Here is a 22,159-nt window from a genome sequence, read left to right on the forward strand (position 1 = left end):
GGCTCATCCGGATAGCGTGTAAGTTCCGGATGAGCTGAATAAGTCAATCACGGAGTAACATAATGCTGGCTGAACAATCCGAGGTATTGGATTTTTTCAGGCGCCACCCGCCATTTGCAAATTTGCCGGGTGAGGTACTGGCGAATGTTGCCGCGAATATTGAAATCGCGTATTACCGAGCGCAGTCGGCTATTTTACAATTGGGGCAAGACAATCATCAGTGGTATGTGATTCGTAGTGGTGCGGTAGAGGTTTTTCGTCGCGACGGGAAATTATATAATCGTTTGGGAGCCGGCGAATTTTTTGGTGAACAAAGCTTGATGCTAAACCGCCCAGTCCGGTTTCCCGTCACTGCCTTAGAAGACACGCTGGTATACCTCGTTGGCGAAGAGACATTTAACTATTTATTTGATAATTTTGAGCACTTTGCCGATTTCGTCGAAGTAGAAGACCAAACTCGTTTACGTCAATCCATCGCCAAGGGGGAAGACGACGATACCTTGCTTACCGCGAAAGTTAGCACCTTAATAACAGCCTTACCCGTTACCGTATCCAGCGCCACAACAGTGCATCAAGCTGCCATTCGTATGACCGAGGAAAACGTATCCTCATTATTAATTACACTTGATGAACATGATCAAGCAGAGCAAGCGGGCCAAGTTGTTGGCATTGTTACTGACTTGGATATTCGTGGGCGTCTGGTTGCTAAGGGCTTAAGGAGTGATATTCCGGTGGCGGATATCATGACCACAGAGTTGATCTATGTGCAAAGCCATCAATTTGTGTTCGATGCGATGATGTTAATGCTCAAACACAAGGTACAACATCTGCCAGTTCTGAAAAAAAACAAACCTATAGGTCTCATTAGTCATCTTGATATTTTGCGATACGAATCGCAAAACAGTTTGTTCGTGGTAAAAAGTATATTTATTGCTCAGAGCGTTGACGAACTAGCGCTCTTAACACCGGAAGTACAAGCTTGTTTCGCCCGTATGGTAAATCAGGACGCTAACTCGCAAATGATTGGCAGCGCGATGGCGGTGATTGGCCGCAGTTTTAAACAGCGTTTGTGCGAGCTGGCTGAGGCGGCGTTGGGCGCGCCACCAGTGCCTTATTGCTTTTTGGCCTTGGGCTCAATGGCCCGTGGTGAACAGCTCATCGTGACCGATCAGGACAATGCGCTGATTCTTGATAATAGCTTTGTAGCGGAACAGCATGACGGCTATTTTCGTGAACTGGCAAGTTTCGTTAGCGACGGTTTAGCGCGCTGCGGTTATAGCTATTGCACCGGTAATATAATGGCAAGCAACGAACGGTGGCGCCAGCCATTAGCAGTTTGGCAGCGCTATTTTAGCGAATGGGTCGAGAAACCTAGCGCAGAATCATTGTTACACAGTGCCATTTTTTTCGATCTTGAAGGGGTGTGGGGAGAAACTCATTGGGCGGAAGAGCTTAATTGCTTGATTCGACAAAAGGCGCAAAAAAACGCCAGATTTTTAGCCTGTATGGCGCGTAATGCTCTGCTGCGAACTCCTCCACTGGGCTTCTTTAAGGACTTCGTAATGGAAACGGATGGTCGCCAGACTAATTCCATTAATATGAAGCGCCGAGGCACGGGTCCCATCGCCGACCTAGTGCGAGTACATACTTTAGCGGTCGGATCGTCGGCGCGGAATACCTTTGACCGTCTTGAAGATATTATTGAGGCGGGGATACTGCCTGCCGGTAGGGGGCTTGATTTACGCGATGCACTGGAATTTATTGCTATGGTGAGAATCCGTCATCAGGCCTCAGATATAGAGTTAAAGCGCGAACCAGACAACAATATTGAGCCAGAGCATTTGTCGGATTTTGAACGGAAAAATCTTAAAGAAGCTTTTCAAATATTAAGTGGTGCTCAGCGTTATCTGAAATTTAGGTATCAGTCAGGCCGAGTAAGTTGAGGCATCTGCATGTTTTATCTTGCTAAAAATCAACTAACCGGCCAAGCCCAAGCTGCGCCGCAGGGCAAGCGGATAGACTGGTCCGGTCGGTTTGCTTTTTTGGCTAAGACGAGTAAACACCCAGGCTTAAAAGCGTTTTATCAGCAAGGTGTCGTCACTGCCTCTACGCCAATTTGCGATGTGCCGTTAGTGGCTCTGGATTTTGAAACGACGGGTTTAGATCCTAAATACGACAGTATCGTTAGTATTGGCTTAGTGCCAATGAGTATAAGCAGGATACGCTGCAATGGCGCAAGACACTGGATAGTTAAGCCAGAGACACACCTGCATTCGACCTCGATTATGGTTCACGGTATTACCCATGCAGCGGTGGCGGGCGCACCCGATTTTGCTAGTGTAATCGACGCCTTGTTAGCTCAATTACAGGGCAAAGTAGTGGTTGTTCATTACAGCTCTATTGAACGAAGGTTTCTGTACGCAGCGCTTAAACGTCATATTCGGGAGGGAGTCGAATTCCCCGTAATTGATACTATGGAAATTGAGGCGAGATATACTCGGACTTGGCGTCAGATGCTGTGGAATAGGCTAATGGGACGCGACCCGGTATCGATTCGCCTGACTGATTGCCGTACCCGTTATCATTTACCTTATTATCGACAGCATAATGCCTTGACTGATGCTTTAGCCTGCGGTGAATTACTTCAAGCTCAGTGTGTAACTCATCTGAGCTTAGAAACACCTGTTAGTGCATTCTGGAGTTAGGCTTACAGTTCATCTCGAATTGGCGTGGAATAAGGCTTAAGCCTGTATTGCGGGTCCAAAGCATCATTCGCTAGCCAGCATAAATACCGACCAACGCTCAGTCGGGGTATGAAAATTACACCTTTAGACCGATATCTAATTGCCGTATGCTCTGCTGTGATTTTAATAGCAGGGGAGAGGTTGATAGTGCGATTGGTATGTGTGGTTTTGGCGAGTATTGTGCTGGCAGCCTGCGGCGGCAGCTCAAATACCAGTGGTGCGGTTAGCGCGGGTGGCCTGAGTGTCTGGCCGGCCTCCCAGCAGGGTGAAAACCCGCCGCCGGCGCCTGAACAGTTTGAGCCGATTGTCAGTAATGGCGACGAGCTAGCCAGTATGCTGCCGGGTAACGTAGCCAATCGTCTGTTTGATCCTGTTGCCTTTGGCTACACCGTAAACGATATTAGCGACCCGGTAATTGTAGAGCATATGGTGCGCTCGACCTTCGCTCAGCTGCAAGATGGCTCCCGCCTTCAGCATGTCTACCACTGGTATGGTCACCCCTACGAGAATGCCGAAGTCGCGCTAATACCGGTAGAATTTTTAAATCGTTATGGCACTAAGCTCTATGGCGAAATTGTCTTACCCTATGCGGCTAAAGGTAGCCCGCAAGAGGGGCCATTTCCGGTGATTATCGCCCTCCAGGGTTTGAATACCAATGTCGGCATGTACCGTTGGTGGCATCGCTTGTTTGCCGATAATGGCTATTTGGTGTTTGCCTTCGATTTTAGCGGTCAGGGGCATTCTGACGATGAAGCGGAAGGTGATCCCGGCAATAATTTGCATGATGCCCAAGACGCCATGACCTATCTATTTGAAAGTTCGTCAGTTGCCAGTGTGCTCAATGCCGAGCAAGTTGGTGTGATTGGTCACAGCATGGGGGCGGGCGCGGTTCTGCGAGTACAAGAGCAGGAAGTAGAAAATGCGACCGAGCCAAATCCGGTGCGTATCAAGGCCGGTGTGGCGGCGGCACCGGTGGGGGAGTCGGTAAGCGCGAATCCGATTCCGATCATGATTCAGACCGGTGACCACGATGGCCCTATCGCCCCCATTCCTTTTGCGAATCCCGCGGTGGTTCGGCCGCTATACGATAGCTTTGAACGTGACAGAGCCTTTATCGTGGCGGAGGCCTCCAGTCATGGCCAGCATACCAATTACCCTTTAATTCCAACCGCGACCTGGGGGCGGGAAATTGCCGCAAATTACTCATTGGCATGGATGGATTATTATCTGCGCGGAGACGCCACTGCGCTGTTAGTGCTTGAAGGTGGGCATCCTCACCTTTCGTATCTGCACGATAGTGCGACACGAATAGATGGTGTTGAAAATGCTTATCGGGGTAATGGCCCCGCACCTGATCCAGCGGAATTTGAGTAAGTTTGTGGGTGGAGTTTTCTCGAGGACGTTTAGACTACCGGCGAAACATCACCTAGAGTAGGTCATTGTGGTCGGATAAATGATCCTGCATTATGCTAAAGCATGAGGTGGTGCCCTTGTTATTTAGTGGTAGGGCGCTATTTTAAATTGAGTTTTATTAAGGGTTTTCATGGCACATTTACTCAACCCCAGTGAGCATAGTTGGTTGTTGCTGGGCTCTAAAACGACGCCTATGCACTTGGGCGCGTTGTTAATTTTTAAATTGCCGGCAAAGGCCGCTAAAGGCCACGTCGCTGGATTGATCGCGCAGCTGCGTGCTCCGGCAGATATTGTAGCGCCGTGGAATTATACTTTGGTTAAAGGGCTGAGACCCGCATGGTCAGAAAGTTCTGAGGTAGACCTCGATTACCACGTTAGGCACACGGCGTTGCCGGAGCCGGGTGGTGAACGGGAGTTAGGCGGCTTGGTGTCGCGCTTGCACAGTCACCCCTTGGATATGCGGCGGCCGCTGTGGGAGTGCCATCTCATTGAGGGTTTGAGTGACGGCCGTTACGCCCTGTTTTTTAAAATGCACCATTCTTTAACGGATTCGTCTGGCTTCTACCGGCTTTTAACAGATTGGCTGGCGTCGGTAAAATCCGGCAAAGTCAGTGCCGCGCCGTGGACTACCTTGTCGCAGCGCAGCACCGCTGACGCTAAATGGGCGCGTCCGATACTAGCAAGTGTCAATAGTCCCAAGTCAGCTTGGCAATCTGCAGTGGCAATGAGTGGCGCATTCGGACGCTTGCTTCGTGCTGGCTCAGGTGCTTCGGCGGCCCTCAAACGACCGTATCAGGCGCCCCGTTCGCCGCTTAACGTCCCGATTGGTCCGTCGCGAAGATTGGCGACGCAAAAATACTCACAAGCCCGATTGACACAACTAGCGCAAGCGAGCTCCAGCTCAGTGGAATGCATAATTCTGTATCTGTGTGCGACTGCGCTTAGGCGCTTTTTTAAAGAATATAACGCGCTACCTGATGCGCCCTTGATTGCGGCTATACCTAGTCAGCGGCAAGGTGATAGCAGCGCTGCAAGTTTGAATTTAGTGAGTTTAGCTAGCCATATCGCTGATCCATTGAAGCGCCTTGCGGCGATTAATCAGTCTTACAGTGCATCAAAGAGCCACTTAGAGGGCCTGTCTGAGGGTTTGAAAACGGTATACACCGGCATCACTGCTTTACCCTATGTGGTGGGACAGCTCAGCGGCGCAAGTGCCTTGGTGCCAGCCATGTTTAATATCAATATTAGCAGTGAAACCGGACCGGCCGAACGGCAATACTGTAACGGCGCTGAGTTAGTCGAGTTTTATCCGATGTTTCCCCTCGCCCAAGATAGCGCCTTGAGTATTACTTGTTTGCATTATGCCGATAATATTCACATTGGTATTTGCGGCGCGCGGGAAACGCTACCAAGTTTGCAGCGTTTGGCAGTGTATATGGAGCAAGCGTTAGACGATTTGGGCGCGATGCTTGAAGAGGGGGCGGTGCAATGAGTGAGCGTAAACTAAGTCGGCGGCTGCGTGATCACAGTTTAGCGGTAAATCAGCGTTTAACGAGTGCCGTCGACAATAGCTTTGACTGGTTATTTCGCCGCGACCGGCTGATTAAATCGGGGCGTACTTGGTTTGAGCTGGTACATGATGGCGACCCAATGGCGGTGCGTTACTATGAATTGCCAGATGAGAAAGACATTGAACTGGTCGACGGCAGCCGTATGGATATCGAGCGGCAGCAATTTGCAGTGCCCTTGGTATTGGTACCGCCCCTTGGCGTGACCACTGAGACGTTTGATTTAATGCCTCAGCGTAGCCTCGTTCGCTATATGGTCGCCCGTGGCTTCAAGGTCTACCTCATTGACTGGGGGCGTCCGAATAAGGCCCATAGTCATTTTGGTTTAAGTGACTATGCTGACGATATGTTTGCCACAGCATTGGCAAAAATTCGCAAGCACTCAGGTTCTGAGGATTTGTCGCTAATGGGCTGGTGTATGGGCGGCTTGCTGTGTTTGTTGCAGCAGGGCTTGGCGCAAGACCCTCGGATTCGCAATATTGTGACGGTGGCCAGCCCGATCGATTTACGCGGTGGTGGGATTATTGCGGGTGTGGCGCAGACCTTAAATGCGCCGGCTCAGCTGGTGCGCAAATACAGCGATTTTCGTATGAGTTTATTAAAACCGTCATTGACTCATTCCCCAGGGTGGTTGACGACGGTCACCTTTAAGTTAACTGACCCCATCGGCAGTGTGACCACATATTGGGATTTACTGACGCGAATGTCAGACCGCGCCTTTGTTGAATCGCACTCGACAACCTCAGACTATCTGAACAATATGCTGCTGTATCCGGGCGGGGTGGTGCGAGAAATGGCGATCTCAATTGGCGTCGACAATAAGTTAGCCGCCGGTAAAATCGAGATTGGCGAAAAGCTCGCAGAGCTCGATAAGATCAAGTCGTCACTGCTGGCTTACGCCGGTGAAACCGACGTGCTGGTCCCACCGAAAATAGCGGAAAAAATTGTGGATATCGTTGCGTCAAAAGAAAAGGAATTTCGCGTTGCGCCGGGTGGGCATATGGGGGTCATTCTAGGTGCTAATGCACAAAGTGCAGTATGGGCGCAAAGTGCCGATTGGTTGAGTTTGCGTTCGTCGGTAAGTGCGGCATAGACGGAAATAGTGACGGTGTTGGCGGCCAAAACCGGTGCGGTGAAGTTGTGCTGCGGGCCTAAATTTTCCTAACGAAAAGCATAATGGCCTAAGGGGGGCTGCTCTCCGTCGTCACTACCAGCCGTCTGGTGCTCGTTTAAGTCAAGAGTATTATTACACATCGATTTTGGCTAGGCTGTTTAGCGATGGCTCCAATGCCGTTGTCCTGATAAATAATTTAATTGGTTTCCGGCGAATTGTCTCTGTAATACCGGCAAATATAGCGGCAGTGTCTATACTGAACTATGCCTAAGTAGTGGTGGTGTAGTTGAGACGATGTATTGTGATAATAATAATAAACACGAACCGATGAAGGCGCTTAGCAGGCGGGCTGCCCTCTGCAAGGCTCCTAGCTGTCTATTGCTTGTAATCAATTTTGCTATGCACGATGTTCAAGCAAAACTGACTGTCGATCAGTCTGACGACCGTCATCTGCGTCGTGGAATCCTCATGGAGGAGGTTATTGTTCGAGCCCAAAAGAAGCCCGAACCCATAGGCCGGGTGCCAATGTCTATCACTGCTATTACTGGTGATGCCGTTATCAATCTCGGTTTAATGGATATGCGGGACCTTGGTAGACTTATCCCCAGTTTTAACGTTTCTGACAGTGGCTATTCTACGCCCATTTACACACTGCGGGGGGTTGGCTTTAATGAAGCAAGTCAAACCGCTACCGCCACAATTGGAATGTATATTGACGGACAAAACCTCGCGTATCCCGTTTTCACCAAGGGCGTTAATCTCGATGTAGAACGGATTGAAATCCTAAAGGGCCCCCAGGGCACGCTTTACGGTCGTAACACAACCGCCGGTGTGGTGAACTACATTTCCAAGCGCCCCGGTGAAAAGTTCGAGGCAGCGTATACCGCCGGTTATGGCAACTATGAAACGGCAGATATAGAAGCTTATATTAGCGGTCCAATGGCCAATAAACTCGGGGGACGCTTGGCTATTCGGCATGTGGAATCGGGTAAAGGCTGGCAAAAAAGCCTAACTCGGCCAAAGGATCATCTTGGCAGGGTGGATAAATCCTCGGCCCGCGGCAGCCTAGTGTGGCAAGCGAGTGAAAGTTTTGAAAATACCTTTTCGGTGATGATGTGGACCGATCGCGGTGAGCCTCAAGCACCACAAGTTATCGCTTTGCGCCTTCAAAATGCAGTTTCGTCAAGACTGCTATCTACTGGCCGCGTGCCACAAGACAGGGGCTTGCCGCGAGATGTTCGCAATCACCCCATAGTGCCTAGGGATACAGATAACAATAATATTGCAGACTGGGCGGACTTAGAATGGCGGCTTAAAGAGACATTTTTAATGATTGCATCGAGCTCACAGTGGAAAGTGTCACCCACAAAGACACTAACGGCGCTATTGTCTTACGCAACATTTAAAAATGACCACTCAATTATTCCGCAAAGTGGATTATCTGTGCGTAATGCGGAGCGCGAACTTTTCGTAGATACCACTGCGTATGCTCTTGAGCTTAGGTTAGACGGAGCATGGGGGGATAACGCGGACTGGATGATAGGTCTTTTTTCTACTCATGATGATGTCTATGAGTACCAGTCGGTGTTTATCGATCATGCAAGCTCGTCATTCGCGCCGCCGGATCCCTCGGACTCTACGGGGCTTAGCTCGGTAGTTGGTAATCGAGTTGATACCTTTGGCGAACAGCAGGCTGCGACACAGGCAATATTTAATAATGTTTACTGGCGCACGTCGGAGTCAGTAACGATCACCACTGGTTTTCGTTATAACTTCGAGAAGCGCGCGTTTTCAGGCTGTACTATTGACAGCCCAAATAATTCGACCGGGGTCGGTTACGGGAACGTCTTAAATTTAATTAGCATATCCTCGGGGGGGAGCGGCGGTATTCGCCCGGGGGATTGTTTGACCCTTGGTGAGGAAGAGTCTGATGTGCCCGGCGCACCAAATAAAAAAGAGCCTGGCTTATATAGTGATGTATTACGAGAAGAAAGTTTCGTATGGAGGATCACCAGTGGCTGGCAAGCGACGGAGGACGATTTTTTATATGCCACCTTTAGTCGTGGCTTTAAGTCGGGTAGCTTTCCAGTTTTGGCATCGTCGAGTCAGGATCAGTATCGGCCGGCGACACAGGAGCGACTAACCGCTTTTGAAGTTGGGGTGAAGACCGATTTTTTCTCGCGAGGCCTCAAGATAAACTTGGCAAGCTTCTATTATGACTATATGGATAAGCAGCTGTTAGGTCGCACCTACGATCAGGTGTTCGGCCCACTACCTATCTTAGTTAACGTGCCTGACTCTGAAGTCTTTGGCGCAGAGATAGAAGTTAGCGTAAAACCTGTAAAAGGCGTTTTTGTTGGTTTTTCCGTCAGTTACCTCGTAACGGAAGTGAAAGAAGGGGTGACTTTGGATCGTCAAGGTGAGCAAGTGGATCTTGCGGGCAATAAATTTAATTTTTCGCCAGAAATCGAGGTGACGGCAATCGCGGATTACGTCTGGGCCATATCGGATACACTGGAAATGGGTGTTGGTGCTGATGTGAATTATAGTGACCAGACCAATGCACTCATTACTGAAGAGAAATTATTTGCGATTGATGCTTACACCCTGTTGAATGGCCGCTGTCATGTCGGAGCTGCAGATCAGCACTGGAAGGCTGTTTTATGGGCTCGCAATATTACAGATAAAGTTTACACCAGTGGTATGTTTGAAACCGGTGCTGATACTATCGCTCGCTATGTTGGGATGACTCGTACATTAGGTATTAGTTTTAACTATAAATATGAATAAGTTTAACGGTGTGCGGCGCTGTGCGAGCCAATTATTAAAATATAGGTCATGTTATGCAGATTAACAGTAATGACAGATATTTGTCTTTAGTTATAACTGCACTAGACGAGCTGGTAATGCCAGAGTTGAGGACCTCGTCGGCGCAAACTTGCGCAGCAATGATTAGAAGCATTTTGACCGAATTGCGCAAACGCGAAACTACTGCACCAAAAATGCTGCAGCAGTGCATTGACGAAGGGGATAAGCTTGCTTTGAAAATAGCGAAGCTACTTGACTGTACTCATGAGGAAATACACCTTGGTCAATGTGCCAGTTTTGCAGAATTGAGTGAGCGATATTCTAAGTTAACAGTCACCTTAACAGAGCTGTGTAAAAAGCTGCTGTGTTCCGATGTCGCTAAGGAAGAGATAATAGGCATGTTGCGGCGGGCGGCGGAGTGGGAACTCGCGTATTACACTCGCGATGCGCAATTGCCGCTACCTAAAGATAAGGTTCCTACTGGAAAAGGTGTTGCGCTGAGTAAGGGGCTGCTAGAAGATTTTATTAACAACTTACGAAGCCCAGAGCAGGGTGTAATTAGTCTCGAAAAGTTTGAGCCTTTAACTGGTGGATTTGGCAAACAAACATATCTATGTACCTACTATGATCAGGGCGAACTGCATGAACTAGTAGTTCGGAAGTCGGACCCTATGCCAGTCATGATGCATGGTGCGTGCTTGCTTGATAATGAACACAGTTTGTTGGGCGCACTTGCGTCAACAGATTATCCCTCGCCCAGACCTATCGCCTATGCCGCGAATTGGAAGGGTGTTGATGGTGATTTTTATATTATGAAACGCAACCGCGGAGAGGCGCCAGGCGAATTTCTCCACGGCATGAAGCAAACAATGCCTGAGCAGGTTTTTCTCGAACTTGCTGAGATGCTTGCGCGTTTACACCAAATTCCGCTGGCTACTTTTTCTGATTATGCCAGTAAATATGATTCGCCAGATATTATTAACGGCTCTGTTGCAGACGCCTATCGTCTTAATTTGGCAGCTTGGACTAATTACCTTGAAGAGCAAGTCCATTTGCCGTCACCATATTTACTTTGGTTAATGATTTGGCTTGAAAGCAATATTCCACAGGACACACGACCACCAGTTTTGGTGCACGGCGATTTTAATATTCATAATGTGTTGGTTGATCAGGGCCATATTTCGGTAATTCTGGACTGGGAATGCGCTGGTTTTGGCGCGCCGGAGCAGGATTTAGCGTATATTAAACCACATATTTCTGAGCACATTGCTTGGGACAAATTTCTTGCTCACTATCTTGCCCACGGCGGTCGAGAACCGGATGAGCGCACTATGAATTTCGGTATGGCATATGCAGCCTTACGTGCTAGTTTGGCGGCAAATCACGCGACATTGAATTTACAAAATGGCGATAACAACAATCTGCGCTATACCATGGTTGAGCTGGGGTTTACGTCCTTATTTATGCAGCTAGCTCTGAATAACGCAAATTAAGAACGCATAATAAATACACGACTACTCGTTGGTGTCGGTTTTTTACCGCACTGCTACTGGTAAGCTTTCCAGCACGACGCTGGCTAAGTTTGTGGGAAGTCCAGTTCCTGCGCGGCTATATGCTTTTATTCCGAACTACTTACGTGTGTTCGTGCCACCCTGAGCAGTCATTTGTGGTGAGGTTGCTCAATGCCAAACCAACCCACTTTTATAGCGTAGTGATTAGTCGCAATCATAGTTATTGTTGGAATTGCTTAGTAAGCTGCTGGTGAAGGAATGGCACATTAGGCGGTAGCCGATTGAATTTTAATATTGAATCGACGGTTTGTAAGGGTTTGTAAGGGTTTGTAAGGGTATGTGCTTATGGAGGTAGTCAGCATCGCGGCTTGTACTGTTTGTATTCTTACTAAATGATACCTAAGTTATAAATCGGCGGTTCGGACTACTATGTAGTCTTGTTTGTGCTGCCTATTTAATTTTTAGCAATATTTTTATTTAGAGAGAGTTTACTTAAATAGGTAGTGTATGCGTACTCATAATTCGCGAGATGCTGTTGTTAGCTTGAGTGCTTTATACGCTACTGCAATCACTATCTTCTTAAGCTTTATTCCCTCTTTTAGCATTGGCTACCTCTACTTTTTCCAAGATCCGCAACTCCGTTTCACCAGCCATCTAGGCCATGAAATTGCGATTATGGTCGCGTTATGTCAGAGCGCCTTTATTGCCTGGATAGCTTGGCGATGTTTTCAGTATTCTGGTGAGCGGTTTTTGCGTTGGCTGGCATGGGGTTTTTGGGGTTTTACCATCATTTACGCCTGCCACGGCATATTCACGCGCATGGCCAGCACTAATATTTGGCAGTTTGTGCTGTATGGGCCAGCCAGTCGCTTGACGATGGTTAGCTGCTTTTTCGTTGGTCTGTTGATGTACGAACGGCCGAATATTGCTCTGAATAGCCGTGCTGGGTATCAACAGTGGTTGATTTGGCTCGTGGTATTTCTATCAATCAATATTCTTGTTTTTAATTTGGCCGAAAGTAGTTGGGCGCCGAGACTTCAGCGTGCCCTCGAAATATGTTCCTTGGCTGTGTCCCTCTTTTGTATCTTTATCGTCATTAAGCGCGGCATTGGTTCGCCGTTAATGACGATATTTACGGTGTCATTGCTGTTTTTTGCGCAATCGTCAGCGGCGTTTTTACTTAGCGCGCCGTGGAATCACATTTGGTGGCTAGCCCATGTCATTTTTGCGATTGGTTTTATTATATTAAGTTACGGTGTTATTAGGGCTTTTCTGACCACTCGGTCTTTTGCATTGGTTTTTAGTCAAGAAGAGTTAATGGCGCGGGTCGGTGTTGAGAAAGAGCGAGCTGAAAAGGCCTTAGGTGAAATGCAGCTCGCGCATTGGGAACTTGGCGCGACCAATGATTTATTGCAGTCGGTGCTAGCCGCAGCATCGGAGTTTGGCATTATTGCAACTGATACCTCCGGCGTCATTACTATTTTTAACTCTGGGGCAGAGCGTATGCTGGGTTACCAGGCAGGTGATTTGATTGGGCAGCACACGCCCGCCTTATTTCATGTCGAGGGCGAAGTCGCGGCGCGGGGAAAGGAATTGAGTGAAGAGTTTGGTCGCCCCGTTTCCGGTTTTAAGGTCTTTGTCCTTAAGTCTGAATACGAGGGAAAGGAAGCTCGGGAATGGACCTATGTTCATAAAGATGGTCATCGCTTTCCAGTTATTTTGGTGGTGACGACAATGCGCTCAACCTCCGGCAAGATCACCGGCTATCTGGGTATCGCTGAAAATATTACTGAACGTAAGCGCCTCGCCAATATCAAAAGTGAATTTCTCGCGACTGTGAGTCACGAGCTGCGAACACCATTAACTTCAATTTCGGGGAGTTTAGAGCTCATCGCTGGAGGTGCATTGGGCCCGGTACCCGAGGCAATAGCGCAAATGCTGAATATTGCCGGTAAAAATAGTCAGCGTTTAAAGTTGTTGATAGACGACCTATTGGATATCGAGAAAATTACGGCGGGCCAACTAAACTTTAATCTGACTTGGCAGCCCCTGTTGCCCTTAATAACACAAACCATTGAGACGCTAAGTCATTACGGCGCTGAGAAAAAAATTAATGTTGTTTTTCACAGTGGCGACTGCGTTGGTACTGAAGTGAGAGTTGAAGCCTTGCGTCTTCAGCAGGTAATTACCAACCTGTTGTCAAACGCCATTAAATTCTCACCTAAGGGCTCGACGGTTGAAGTGTCAGTAAAGGCCAGCACAGATAAAGTCCGAGTTGAAGTGGCCGATCAGGGCAGTGGGATTCCCCTGTCTTTTCGCGGTGCAATCTTTCAGCGCTTTTCGCAGGCGGATTCTTCAGATACGCGTAAGCAAGGCGGCTCCGGCTTAGGTTTGGCGATTACTCATGAGCTGATTGAGCATATGGAAGGATGGATTGGCTACGAGTCTGTGCCGGGTGATGGCGCGACATTTTGGTTTGAGCTGCCATTGAAGAAAACTGAGGTACCGGCTGGGCCCTTAACAGTGTGATTCTTTCGCCGCCTCCCTCGTTTACAGCAATCAATACAAACTTCTGCGGCCAAGCCGTGGCTAGTGCACTATTATTGAGTCATATCTGTGCCAAACAAGGCGGATGTGATGACGGATACCTTTATCTACCGCGAGAAAGTCGCTAGCCCTTATTTACGGCAGCAAATGCAAGCGCAATGGCTTGCTGATGGCCAAGACATATTGCTTGATCTATTGCCACTGGCTGACATCGGCGAGGCGAGAGGCGCCGTGGCCGCCCGGGCTGAGTCAATGTTTGACGCCATTCGCGACGACCGCGTTCATCGCAATTATCTAGAGCGATTTTTGCGCTACTTTCCCCTGTCTTCGCCGCAAACAATTGCTTTAATGGCGCTCGCTGAAGCGATGCTGCGGGTGCCTGATCACTACTCGTCGGATCAATTGTTGAAGGATAAACTGACCGGTGTGGACTGGTTAAGTGGCGCCTCAAAAATAGAAAATTGGGCGGTGCGGCTGTTGGCGAGTGCACTGCATATTGGCGCATGGGTCTTAGCCGAAAATGCGCCTGAACGCGGATTGCAAGGTCGATGCCGACGCTTGCTTCGGGTAGGCGTGCGGCCTTTAATCCGTCACGCTGCACAGATCGGTATTCAGACGATGGCCAATGAGTTTGTTATGGCCGCGGATATTGACGGTGCGCTGCGTAAGGCAAAAAAATGGCAAGCTCAAGGTCATTGCTTTTCCTATGATATCTTGGGAGAGGGCGCTCGTACCATGGCTGGTGCCGAGCGCTATATGCGCGGTTATCTGCATGCTATTGCGCGTTTGGGCGCAGCGCGGGAGGGCGATGATCGTCCCAGCATTTCAGTGAAATTATCTGCGTTGCATCCACGCTATAGCGACCCACAGCGTGAGCGAATCATGATCGAGTTAGTGCCGAAATTGAAACGCCTAGCACTGCAGGCGCGCAATTACGATATTGCCCTGACCATCGATGCGGAAGAAGCGGCACGCTTTGATTTGGCACTGGACGTGTTTGAGGCGGTCTATCGGGATTCGGCGCTTCAGGGGTGGCAGGGTTTTGGCCTTGCGGTACAGGCTTACCAAAAGCGCACGCCACAGTTAATTGATTATCTTGCCGCACTGGCTGGGGAGCTTGGGCGCCGCATAAATGTCCGATTGGTGAAGGGGGCATACTGGGATAGCGAAATAAAACTCGCCCAAACTGCTGGGCTAGCGGGTTACCCGGTGTTTACCAAAAAAATAGAAACCGATGTCTGTTATCAAGCCTGCGCCGCCAAATTATTACAGCATAGAAAGCTGTTATACCCGCAGTTCGCCACGCACAACGCGTGGACAGTGGCGTGGGTGTTGACGAGAGCTAAACAGGAGGGCGCAACGTCCGCCGATGGCGACTTTGAGTTCCAGCGGCTTCACGGCATGGGCGAATCGCTATATACGCGCTTAATACGCAGCGATAAGGTGGTGTGCCGAGTGTATGCGCCGGTTGGTCCGCATCGGGACTTATTGGCCTACCTCGTAAGGCGCCTGCTAGAAAATGGCGCCAATAACTCCTTTGTAAATCAGATACTGGCTGACACCTTTCCCAAAGACATATTACTTAGCGATCCACTTATCGCCTTGCGCGCGGATTATATGGCAAGACCTGCTCATCGCGATCATTCGATCATCCCCAAACCTGCGGATATTTATCAGCCGTCTCGTCAAAATTCCCTAGGCGTGGACTTGAGTGATCGTCATGCTTTGAATACCTTGCGCGGCGAATTACTTGCCGCATGGTCCTGCCGTAAACCAGGCAGTGGGGATATTGCCGTGTATAACCCCGCAGATGCGCAAGAGCTTGTCGCGCATCTGCAATGGGATAATGCGGCCAGCTTAGACGACAAGCTCACGCGCGCGCAGCAGGCCTTTGTGTGTCACCGCGAATGGTCAATGACTAAGCGGGCGGAATTTTTACAAAGGCTTGCGGACGGTCTTGAGCGCGAGCGAGCTGATTTAATTATGTTGTGCGTTAAGGAGGCGGGGAAAACGCTAGCAGACAGCGTGGCTGAGCTACGTGAGGCGATTGATTTTTGTCGTTATTACGCTGAACAAGCACAGGTCTTGGCCGCTGCGAGTAACTGCGGGCAACCTCGGGGCGTTATCCTGTGTATCAGCCCGTGGAACTTTCCACTGGCAATATTTATCGGGCAGGTCGCGGCGGCCTTGGTGACCGGCAATGCGGTGCTTGCCAAACCCGCCGAACAAACCAGCCTTATCGCCCAGAAAGTCCTCGCAATATTGGCTGCGCTTGATTTGCCTGCCGACTGCGTACAGTTGGTGCTGGGTGCAGGGCCCGACCTTGGGCCAATCCTCACCGCTGACACGCGGATAAAGGGGGTGATGTTTACCGGTTCTAATGCCACGGGGGCGTGGCTGTTTAAGCGCTTGACGAACCGTCGCGACGCATTGATCCCTTTACTTGCGGAAACCGGTGGTCAAAATGCGATGATTGTCGATTCCACAGCCTTGCCTGAGCAAGTGCTCGACGACGTAATTCGCTCCGGCTTTCTGAGCGCAGGCCAGCGCTGCTCGGCATTGCGGGTGTTATACCTGCAGGATGATATCGCTGACAAGCTTATCGCTATGTTGATAGGCGCAATGGCGGAGTTACACATTGGTGACCCCGCGGTGATTGCCACGGACATTGGCCCGGTTATCGATAGCAATGCCTTGGCAAAATTACAACAACACTTGGCGTACGTAGCGGCGAGTAGCCGCGCGCGCCTGTTGTATCAATGCGAGCTGCCCCTCGACCTAGCCGACGGTCACTTCTTTGCGCCCTGTTTAGTGGAAATTACGGCCATGAGCGATTTAATTGCAGAGGTATTTGGACCGGTAGTACACGTCATTCGTTATCAGGCGGGTGAGCTAGAGCAAGTCATTGCCGACGTGAATGCCAGCGGTTTTGGCCTCACCCTTGGCGTCCATAGCCGCAACACGGGCATTTCACAGCAGATTGCCACAGCTGCTGAGGTGGGCAATGTTTATATCAATCGGGATATGGTGGGCGCCGTTGTCGGGGTGCAGCCTTTTGGTGGACGCGGCTTGTCGGGAACCGGGCCGAAGGCGGGCGGGCCGCTTTATCTGCCGAGCTTAATGCGCTATCAGGCTGGCGATAAACCGGTGCCGAGTGACAAGCGAGCGCCGGCAAAGTCATTACTCCGTGGACCAACCGGCGAGACTAATGAGTATTATTTATCAGCGCGCAGGCAGGTTCATATCATTTATAGCGAAGCGGATGACCCACAGGAGTGTCGCGATTACTGCGCTCTTGCCACACGGCTTGGCTGTCGAGTTACGGCGCTGATTCCGGCGGCGTGGCAAGCAGAAATTGAGGGCGCGAGTTTAAGTTGTGACAGCGCCGTTGCGCTTGTGAGTGAAGATGCCTTCTGGCGTTCAGATATCAGTTGCCTAATTTTGGGGCCTAGCGCCCTTATGCTTGAGGCCGTTGTGTCACAACTTAATCGCTTAGCGGGACGTATTCCGGTATTGGTATCAGAGCCACTACACTCCGCGAGTTGGCTGCGCTTGGTCGAGGAAAAACTAATCAGTACTAATACGGCTGCAATCGGCGGGAATACCCGCCTACTCTCACTGGGCGGTGAGGAGCGGGAGCAAGGTGCTTCACTGGATTCTGGCATGTGAGCTAAGCACATGCATCAGTATTGACGATATGTTAGCTTTTCTGGTTCATTGGCGCCGATTGGGAGGCGCAAAGGGGCTGATGGTGGTAGTATTTCTTCAGTGCCAGCAATATGGTGCGTAGGCTAATTGGCAAAATACGGGATAAAAATAATGAGTAATGATAGTGCCTCAGTAGGTGTTCGTCGGCTTGGCCGGGTTTTGTACATCACCCTGAGTCGTCCAGCGCTGAAAAACGCGATAAACGAGGACATGGTCACCACACTGTATCGGAGCCTGCGGGAAGCCGCGCAAGATGACAGCGTCGGTGCGGTGGTGTTGGAAGGTTCTGGCGACGCGTTTTGCGCCGGTGCAGATATTAAAAACCTCGCATTAGGTGCTGAGCATACTCGCAAGTACTCTACCGAAGTCCTGTTGCGAGTGGGCGCTGAGGCAGCAATGTTACTCCATGAAATGCCCAAACCAACAATCGCCATGATTCGCGGTCCTGCAATGGGCGGAGGTTTGTCCTTGGCGCTAGCCTGTGATTTTCGGGTTGCCGACAGTACCGCAAGCTTAAGCTATGCCCATACCAAGATTGCGCTGTCTGGGGACTTTGCTGCTGCGTATTTCCTAAGCAAGTGGATGGGCGCGGGTAAAGCGCGGGAGTTTTGTCTGTTAAATCCGGTTTATGGCGCCCAGGAAGCTTTTGCTAATGGTTTACTTAGCAAGGTCTGCGACGACACAGAACTCGAAGCCGATGTGGCTAGGTTGGCGACGCATTTGGCAGAGGGGCCGACTAATGCCTTAGCCTGTATTAAAGCGAACCTTAAAAACGCACAAGAAATGAGTTGCGAAAGTTATATTGCAGAGGAAATTAAAAACTTTCAGCGTTGCCGCAATAGTGACGAACACCGTGAAGCCCTCAAGGCATTCATGGAAAAGCGGGAGCCGGTATTTCCTCGGCAAGCCCAGGGCTAGGCTTGCAGCCCAGCTACGTTTGACCTCCCTAAAACACCCGCGGTTCTTGACGAATCGCGGGTGTTTTGCTTAATGCGCAGGTCTAAGAAATCTTGTTTATTGCGTTTTTTTGATCAAGCTACGGATCTACTCTAATTCTTTTGGAATTAATTTTGCTATAAAGACAGTCTTTGGGAATAAATCAGCCAAGCTATTTGCCTATTTTGGAGTGAATAACATAAATTCTTCGCTAACTTGGGTCTAGACTCTTATTAATGGCGTCGCGCTGTTAATAATAGGAAGGATCAAACATGGCCCTGTCTAAAGCTGCATTAAAGATATCCTTAGAAGATAAGTACCGGCTTGATAGTACCCGCGCCTATATGACGGGTATCGAAGCTCTGGTTAGGCTGCCTATGCTCCAGCATCAACGCGACTTGGAGCGCGGTTTAAACACCGCTGGTTTCATCTCCGGCTATCGCGGTTCGCCATTGGGCAATCTTGATCAAGCGCTGTGGCAAGCCAAGCCCTATCTCGATAAACACCATATTCAGTTTGTGCCTGGGGTGAATGAGGATATGGCGGCCACCGCTGTCCGTGGCAGTCAAGAAGTTGGTCTGTTTCCCGGTGCTAAATACGACGGGGTATTTGGCATGTGGTATGGCAAGGGGCCGGGGGTGGATCGCAGCATGGATGTGATTAAGCACGCCAATGCGGTGGGTACATCGCGCTACGGCGGTGTGCTCGCAGTGGCGGGGGACGACCACGCCGCCAAATCTTCGACTCTACCCCATCAATCAGAACACATGTTTATGGGTGCCTCAATTCCGGTGTTAGCACCGGCCAATGTCCAAGAAGTATTGGATTTAGGTATTTTTGGTTGGGAGCTGTCACGCTATGCGGGCTGCTGGGTAGGCTTTAAAGCAATTACCGAAAATATGGATTCGGCGATATCCGCAGAGATCGATGCCCACCGTGTCAATATTGTGCTGCCAGAAGATTTTGTAATGCCGGAAGACGGTGTTCACGCCCGCTGGCCGGACTCGCCACTGGCCCAGGAAAAACGGCTCAATAAATACAAAATCTATGCGGCTCGGGCTTTTGCAAGAGCCAATAATCTCAATCGCATTGTTATCGACAGCCCCAAGGCCCGCCTCGGTATTGTCACCAGTGGTAAAGCCTACCTCGATGTCTTGCAGGCCCTAGAAGATTTGGGCATTGACCAGAAGCAGGCGGCGGCGATTGGTCTGCGGGTATACAAAGTCGCCATGCCATGGCCGCTGGAGCCGGAAACCACGCACGAGTTTGCGCGCGGCCTAGAAGAGATTTTGGTCGTCGAAGAAAAGCGCTCCATTATTGAAGATCAAATTACTGGGCAGCTTTATAACTGGCCGGTAGCGGATCGGCCGCGGGTCATCGGTGAATTCGATGAGAGCGGTGCAGATTTACTGCCCAACCTCAGTGAACTGACCCCGGCGATGGTTGCACGGGCGATTGCCTCGCGTATTCGCCGCTTTTATAAAAGCGAGGAAATTGAAAAGCGCCTTAATTTCTATAATCAAAAAGAACAGTCTATTGCCAATAAACAGGGCGTCATCAACCGTACTCCGCATTATTGTTCGGGTTGTCCCCACAATACCTCGACTCAGTTGCCAGAGGGCAGCATCGCCCTCGGCGGCATTGGCTGCCACTATATGAGTACGTGGATGCCCTCGCGCCCAGCAATAACCTTTACCCAAATGGGCGGCGAAGGGGTGACCTGGGTGGGGCAGGCGGCATTCACCGAGAATAAACACGTTTTCCAAAATCTCGGCGACGGTACCTATTTTCACTCTGGCAGCTTAGCGATTCGCCAGTCAGTTGCGGCTGGCGTAAATATCACCTACAAAATCCTCTATAACGATGCGGTTGCCATGACCGGCGGTCAGCCGATTGATGGCACGCTTACTGTCGAACAACTAATTTTACAACTGCGTGGTGAGGGGATTAAGCGTATAGCGCTGGTGTCAGATCACCCCGAGCAATATGACACCCCAACAGAGGAAGGCTTAACGGTTAATCACCGCGATGACCTGCTGAGTATTGAAGAAGAGCTGCGGGAGATCGAAGGGGTATCGGTACTGATTTACGAGCAAACCTGCGCCGCTGAAAAACGTCGCCGCCGTAAAAAGGGCACCATGGTTGATCCTGATCGCCGGATTTTTATCAACGAGGCGGTGTGTGAAGGCTGTGGCGATTGCGGTAAAAAATCCAATTGCCTGTCTGTACTACCAAAGGAAACGGAGCTGGGGCGCAAGCGTCAAATCGACCAAAGCGCCTGTAATAAAGACTATTCCTGTGTTAATGGCTTTTGTCCAAGCTTTGTGTCCGTTGTTGGTGGCGGCCTTAAGAAGCAGAGTGTTGATGCCGCCAGTAGTGACGGCTTTGCGGGGCTGCTTGAACCGACCTTGCCAACCCTGAACACCCCATGGAATTTGGTGGTCACGGGTATCGGCGGCACCGGCGTGCTCACCATTACCGCGGTATTGGCAATGGCTGCTCACATTGAAGGCAAGGGCTGCGCGACCATGAACCAAACCGGTTTGGCGCAAAAATTTGGCCCGGTAGTGAGTCATTTACGGGTTGCCAATAATCAGGAAGACATCAATGCAGTGCGCATTCCCGCGGGGGATGCGGATCTCTTACTAGGCTGCGATTTAGTGGTGTCGAGCTCCGACGAAGCGATTGCCAAGGTCAATGTCGAGCGCAGCGTGGCGGTGATTAACGACACGGAAATGACAACCGCGGATTTTGTGTATCACCGCGATGCGCAATTCCCTGGGGAGGCTATGAAACAGCTTATCGTCACCGAGGTTGGTGAAGGGAAAGTTGATTTTATTCAGGCCTCAGAGATCGCCAGTCATTTACTCGGCGACAGCCTGGCGACAAACTTTTTTATGTTGGGTTACGCCTTTCAAAAGGGCTACATTCCCATCAGTTCTGAAGCGATAGAGCACGCAATTAAACTTAATGGTGTTGCTGTTGAATTTAATCAGCAGGCCTTTTTGTGGGGGCGCCGCGCTGTCGACAATATGGCGGCGGTGATGGCCGCGGCCGGTGTTGCTGTAGAGCACTGGACGCCGCTGGAAAACCTTGATGACATTATCGAGTTTCGCTTTCAGCATTTAATTAAGTATCAAGATCTTGCCTATGCCCAAAACTATCGCGATCGCGTAGAAAAAGTCCGCGCCAAGGAGATTGAGATCAGCGGTGCGGCGGGCAATTTAACGGAAGCACTTGCTCGCAGCCTACATAAGCTGATGAGCTATAAAGACGAATACGAAGTGGCTCGCCTGTATAGCGACGGTGAGTTTATGAAAAAACTTAAAGCCAGTTTTGACGGCGACTTTAAACTGCAATTTCATTTGGCGCCGCCAATATTGTCTAAGCGTGGCCGCGATGGTCTTCCTAAAAAGCGAGTGTTTTCAGCATGGATGTTAACGGCATTCGGTTTTCTGGCAAAGCTTAAGGGCTTACGGGGTAGTGCCTGGGACATTTTTGGCTACAGCGCTGAACGCAAGACCGAGCGGGCGTTACTTGCCGAGTTTAATGAGGATCTAGACAGCTTTTTGACGCAAATTAACGCCGACAATATCGCGCTGATCACTGAAATAGTGGCGCTGGTCGATGAGGTGCGAGGCTTTGGCCACGTTAAAGACGAGGCGATTGCCCAATACCGGATTCGTCGGCAGCAGTTGTTGGGGCGCTTGCGCGGTGACATCGTGCAGCTAGTGGATGTTGGTAACGCTGCCTGAACTGGCGGTCTGCCACACTAAAAATGCGAGGGTATAGAGATGACAGTGTTTAATT

The 22,159-nt window shown here is 50.1% G+C and carries 11 protein-coding genes; all 11 read left to right on the top strand.

Going from position 1 to position 22,159, the window contains the following annotated elements; all coding sequences use genetic code 11:
• Positions 1-62: 62 nt before the first annotated feature.
• The 11 genes from ABYT30_RS01790 to ABYT30_RS01840 all read left to right on the top strand — a co-directional run bounded on the left by ABYT30_RS01790 (position 63) and on the right by ABYT30_RS01840 (position 22,104).
• Complete coding sequence (locus ABYT30_RS01790; RefSeq protein WP_373077274.1) at positions 63-1,943, top strand: DUF294 nucleotidyltransferase-like domain-containing protein; 1,881 nt, start codon at positions 63-65, stop codon at positions 1,941-1,943.
• A 9-nt stretch (positions 1,944-1,952) separates the two neighbouring features.
• Positions 1,953-2,705: a 3'-5' exonuclease gene (locus tag ABYT30_RS01795; protein WP_373077272.1), complete on the top strand. Its 753-nt coding sequence runs from the start codon at positions 1,953-1,955 to the stop codon at positions 2,703-2,705.
• Positions 2,706-2,891: 186 nt separating this feature from the next.
• Positions 2,892-4,118 carry an alpha/beta hydrolase family protein gene (locus ABYT30_RS01800; protein ID WP_373077270.1) on the top strand — a complete coding sequence of 409 codons (1,227 nt, stop codon included), beginning with the start codon at positions 2,892-2,894 and terminating at the stop codon, positions 4,116-4,118.
• Between the two features lie 169 nt (positions 4,119-4,287).
• Entirely contained in the window at positions 4,288-5,649 is a 1,362-nt protein-coding gene (locus ABYT30_RS01805; RefSeq protein ID WP_373077268.1) for a wax ester/triacylglycerol synthase family O-acyltransferase, read from the top strand.
• On the top strand, positions 5,646-6,818 hold the full coding sequence (locus ABYT30_RS01810) for an alpha/beta fold hydrolase (protein ID WP_373077265.1): 1,173 nt from the start codon (positions 5,646-5,648) through the stop codon (positions 6,816-6,818). Before ABYT30_RS01805 ends, ABYT30_RS01810 begins: the two co-directional genes overlap by 4 nt.
• Positions 6,819-7,238: 420 nt before the next feature.
• Positions 7,239-9,629: a TonB-dependent receptor gene (locus tag ABYT30_RS01815; RefSeq protein ID WP_373077263.1), complete on the top strand. Its 2,391-nt coding sequence runs from the start codon at positions 7,239-7,241 to the stop codon at positions 9,627-9,629.
• Between the two features lie 158 nt (positions 9,630-9,787).
• The gene (locus tag ABYT30_RS01820) at positions 9,788-11,140 is read left to right on the top strand and encodes a phosphotransferase family protein (protein WP_373094962.1); all 1,353 of its coding nucleotides are present in this window, start codon (positions 9,788-9,790) and stop codon (positions 11,138-11,140) included.
• 525 nt (positions 11,141-11,665) lie between these two features.
• Positions 11,666-13,687: an ATP-binding protein gene (locus tag ABYT30_RS01825; RefSeq protein WP_373077259.1), complete on the top strand. Its 2,022-nt coding sequence runs from the start codon at positions 11,666-11,668 to the stop codon at positions 13,685-13,687.
• Between the two features lie 108 nt (positions 13,688-13,795).
• Positions 13,796-17,374: a bifunctional proline dehydrogenase/L-glutamate gamma-semialdehyde dehydrogenase PutA gene (putA, locus tag ABYT30_RS01830; protein WP_373094965.1), complete on the top strand. Its 3,579-nt coding sequence runs from the start codon at positions 13,796-13,798 to the stop codon at positions 17,372-17,374.
• Positions 17,375-17,524: 150 nt separating this feature from the next.
• Positions 17,525-18,331 (top strand): enoyl-CoA hydratase-related protein, encoded by an 807-nt coding sequence (locus ABYT30_RS01835; protein WP_373077255.1) that lies wholly within the window; start codon positions 17,525-17,527, stop codon positions 18,329-18,331.
• Positions 18,332-18,621: 290 nt separating this feature from the next.
• The gene (locus tag ABYT30_RS01840; protein ID WP_373077253.1) at positions 18,622-22,104 is read left to right on the top strand and encodes an indolepyruvate ferredoxin oxidoreductase family protein; all 3,483 of its coding nucleotides are present in this window, start codon (positions 18,622-18,624) and stop codon (positions 22,102-22,104) included.
• The last annotated feature ends 55 nt before the right edge of the window (positions 22,105-22,159 follow it).

The organism is Zhongshania sp. (genome assembly GCF_041623545.1).
In the GTDB taxonomy this organism is placed as follows: Bacteria; Pseudomonadota; Gammaproteobacteria; order Pseudomonadales; family Spongiibacteraceae; genus Spongiibacter.

Bases quoted from the DNA above. Each gene is read 5' to 3' on its own strand.
- ABYT30_RS01835 (WP_373077255.1), top strand. From the start codon at position 17,525: ATGAGTAATGATAGTGCCTCAGTAGGTGTTCGTCGGCTTGGCCGGGTT.
- ABYT30_RS01825 (WP_373077259.1), top strand. From the start codon at position 11,666: ATGCGTACTCATAATTCGCGAGATGCTGTTGTTAGCTTGAGTGCTTTA.
- putA (WP_373094965.1), top strand. From the start codon at position 13,796: ATGACGGATACCTTTATCTACCGCGAGAAAGTCGCTAGCCCTTATTTA.
- ABYT30_RS01795 (WP_373077272.1), top strand. From the start codon at position 1,953: ATGTTTTATCTTGCTAAAAATCAACTAACCGGCCAAGCCCAAGCTGCG.
- ABYT30_RS01815 (WP_373077263.1), top strand. From the start codon at position 7,239: ATGCACGATGTTCAAGCAAAACTGACTGTCGATCAGTCTGACGACCGT.
- ABYT30_RS01790 (WP_373077274.1), top strand. From the start codon at position 63: ATGCTGGCTGAACAATCCGAGGTATTGGATTTTTTCAGGCGCCACCCG.
- ABYT30_RS01840 (WP_373077253.1), top strand. From the start codon at position 18,622: ATGGCCCTGTCTAAAGCTGCATTAAAGATATCCTTAGAAGATAAGTAC.
- ABYT30_RS01820 (WP_373094962.1), top strand. From the start codon at position 9,788: ATGATTAGAAGCATTTTGACCGAATTGCGCAAACGCGAAACTACTGCA.
- ABYT30_RS01810 (WP_373077265.1), top strand. From the start codon at position 5,646: ATGAGTGAGCGTAAACTAAGTCGGCGGCTGCGTGATCACAGTTTAGCG.
- ABYT30_RS01805 (WP_373077268.1), top strand. From the start codon at position 4,288: ATGGCACATTTACTCAACCCCAGTGAGCATAGTTGGTTGTTGCTGGGC.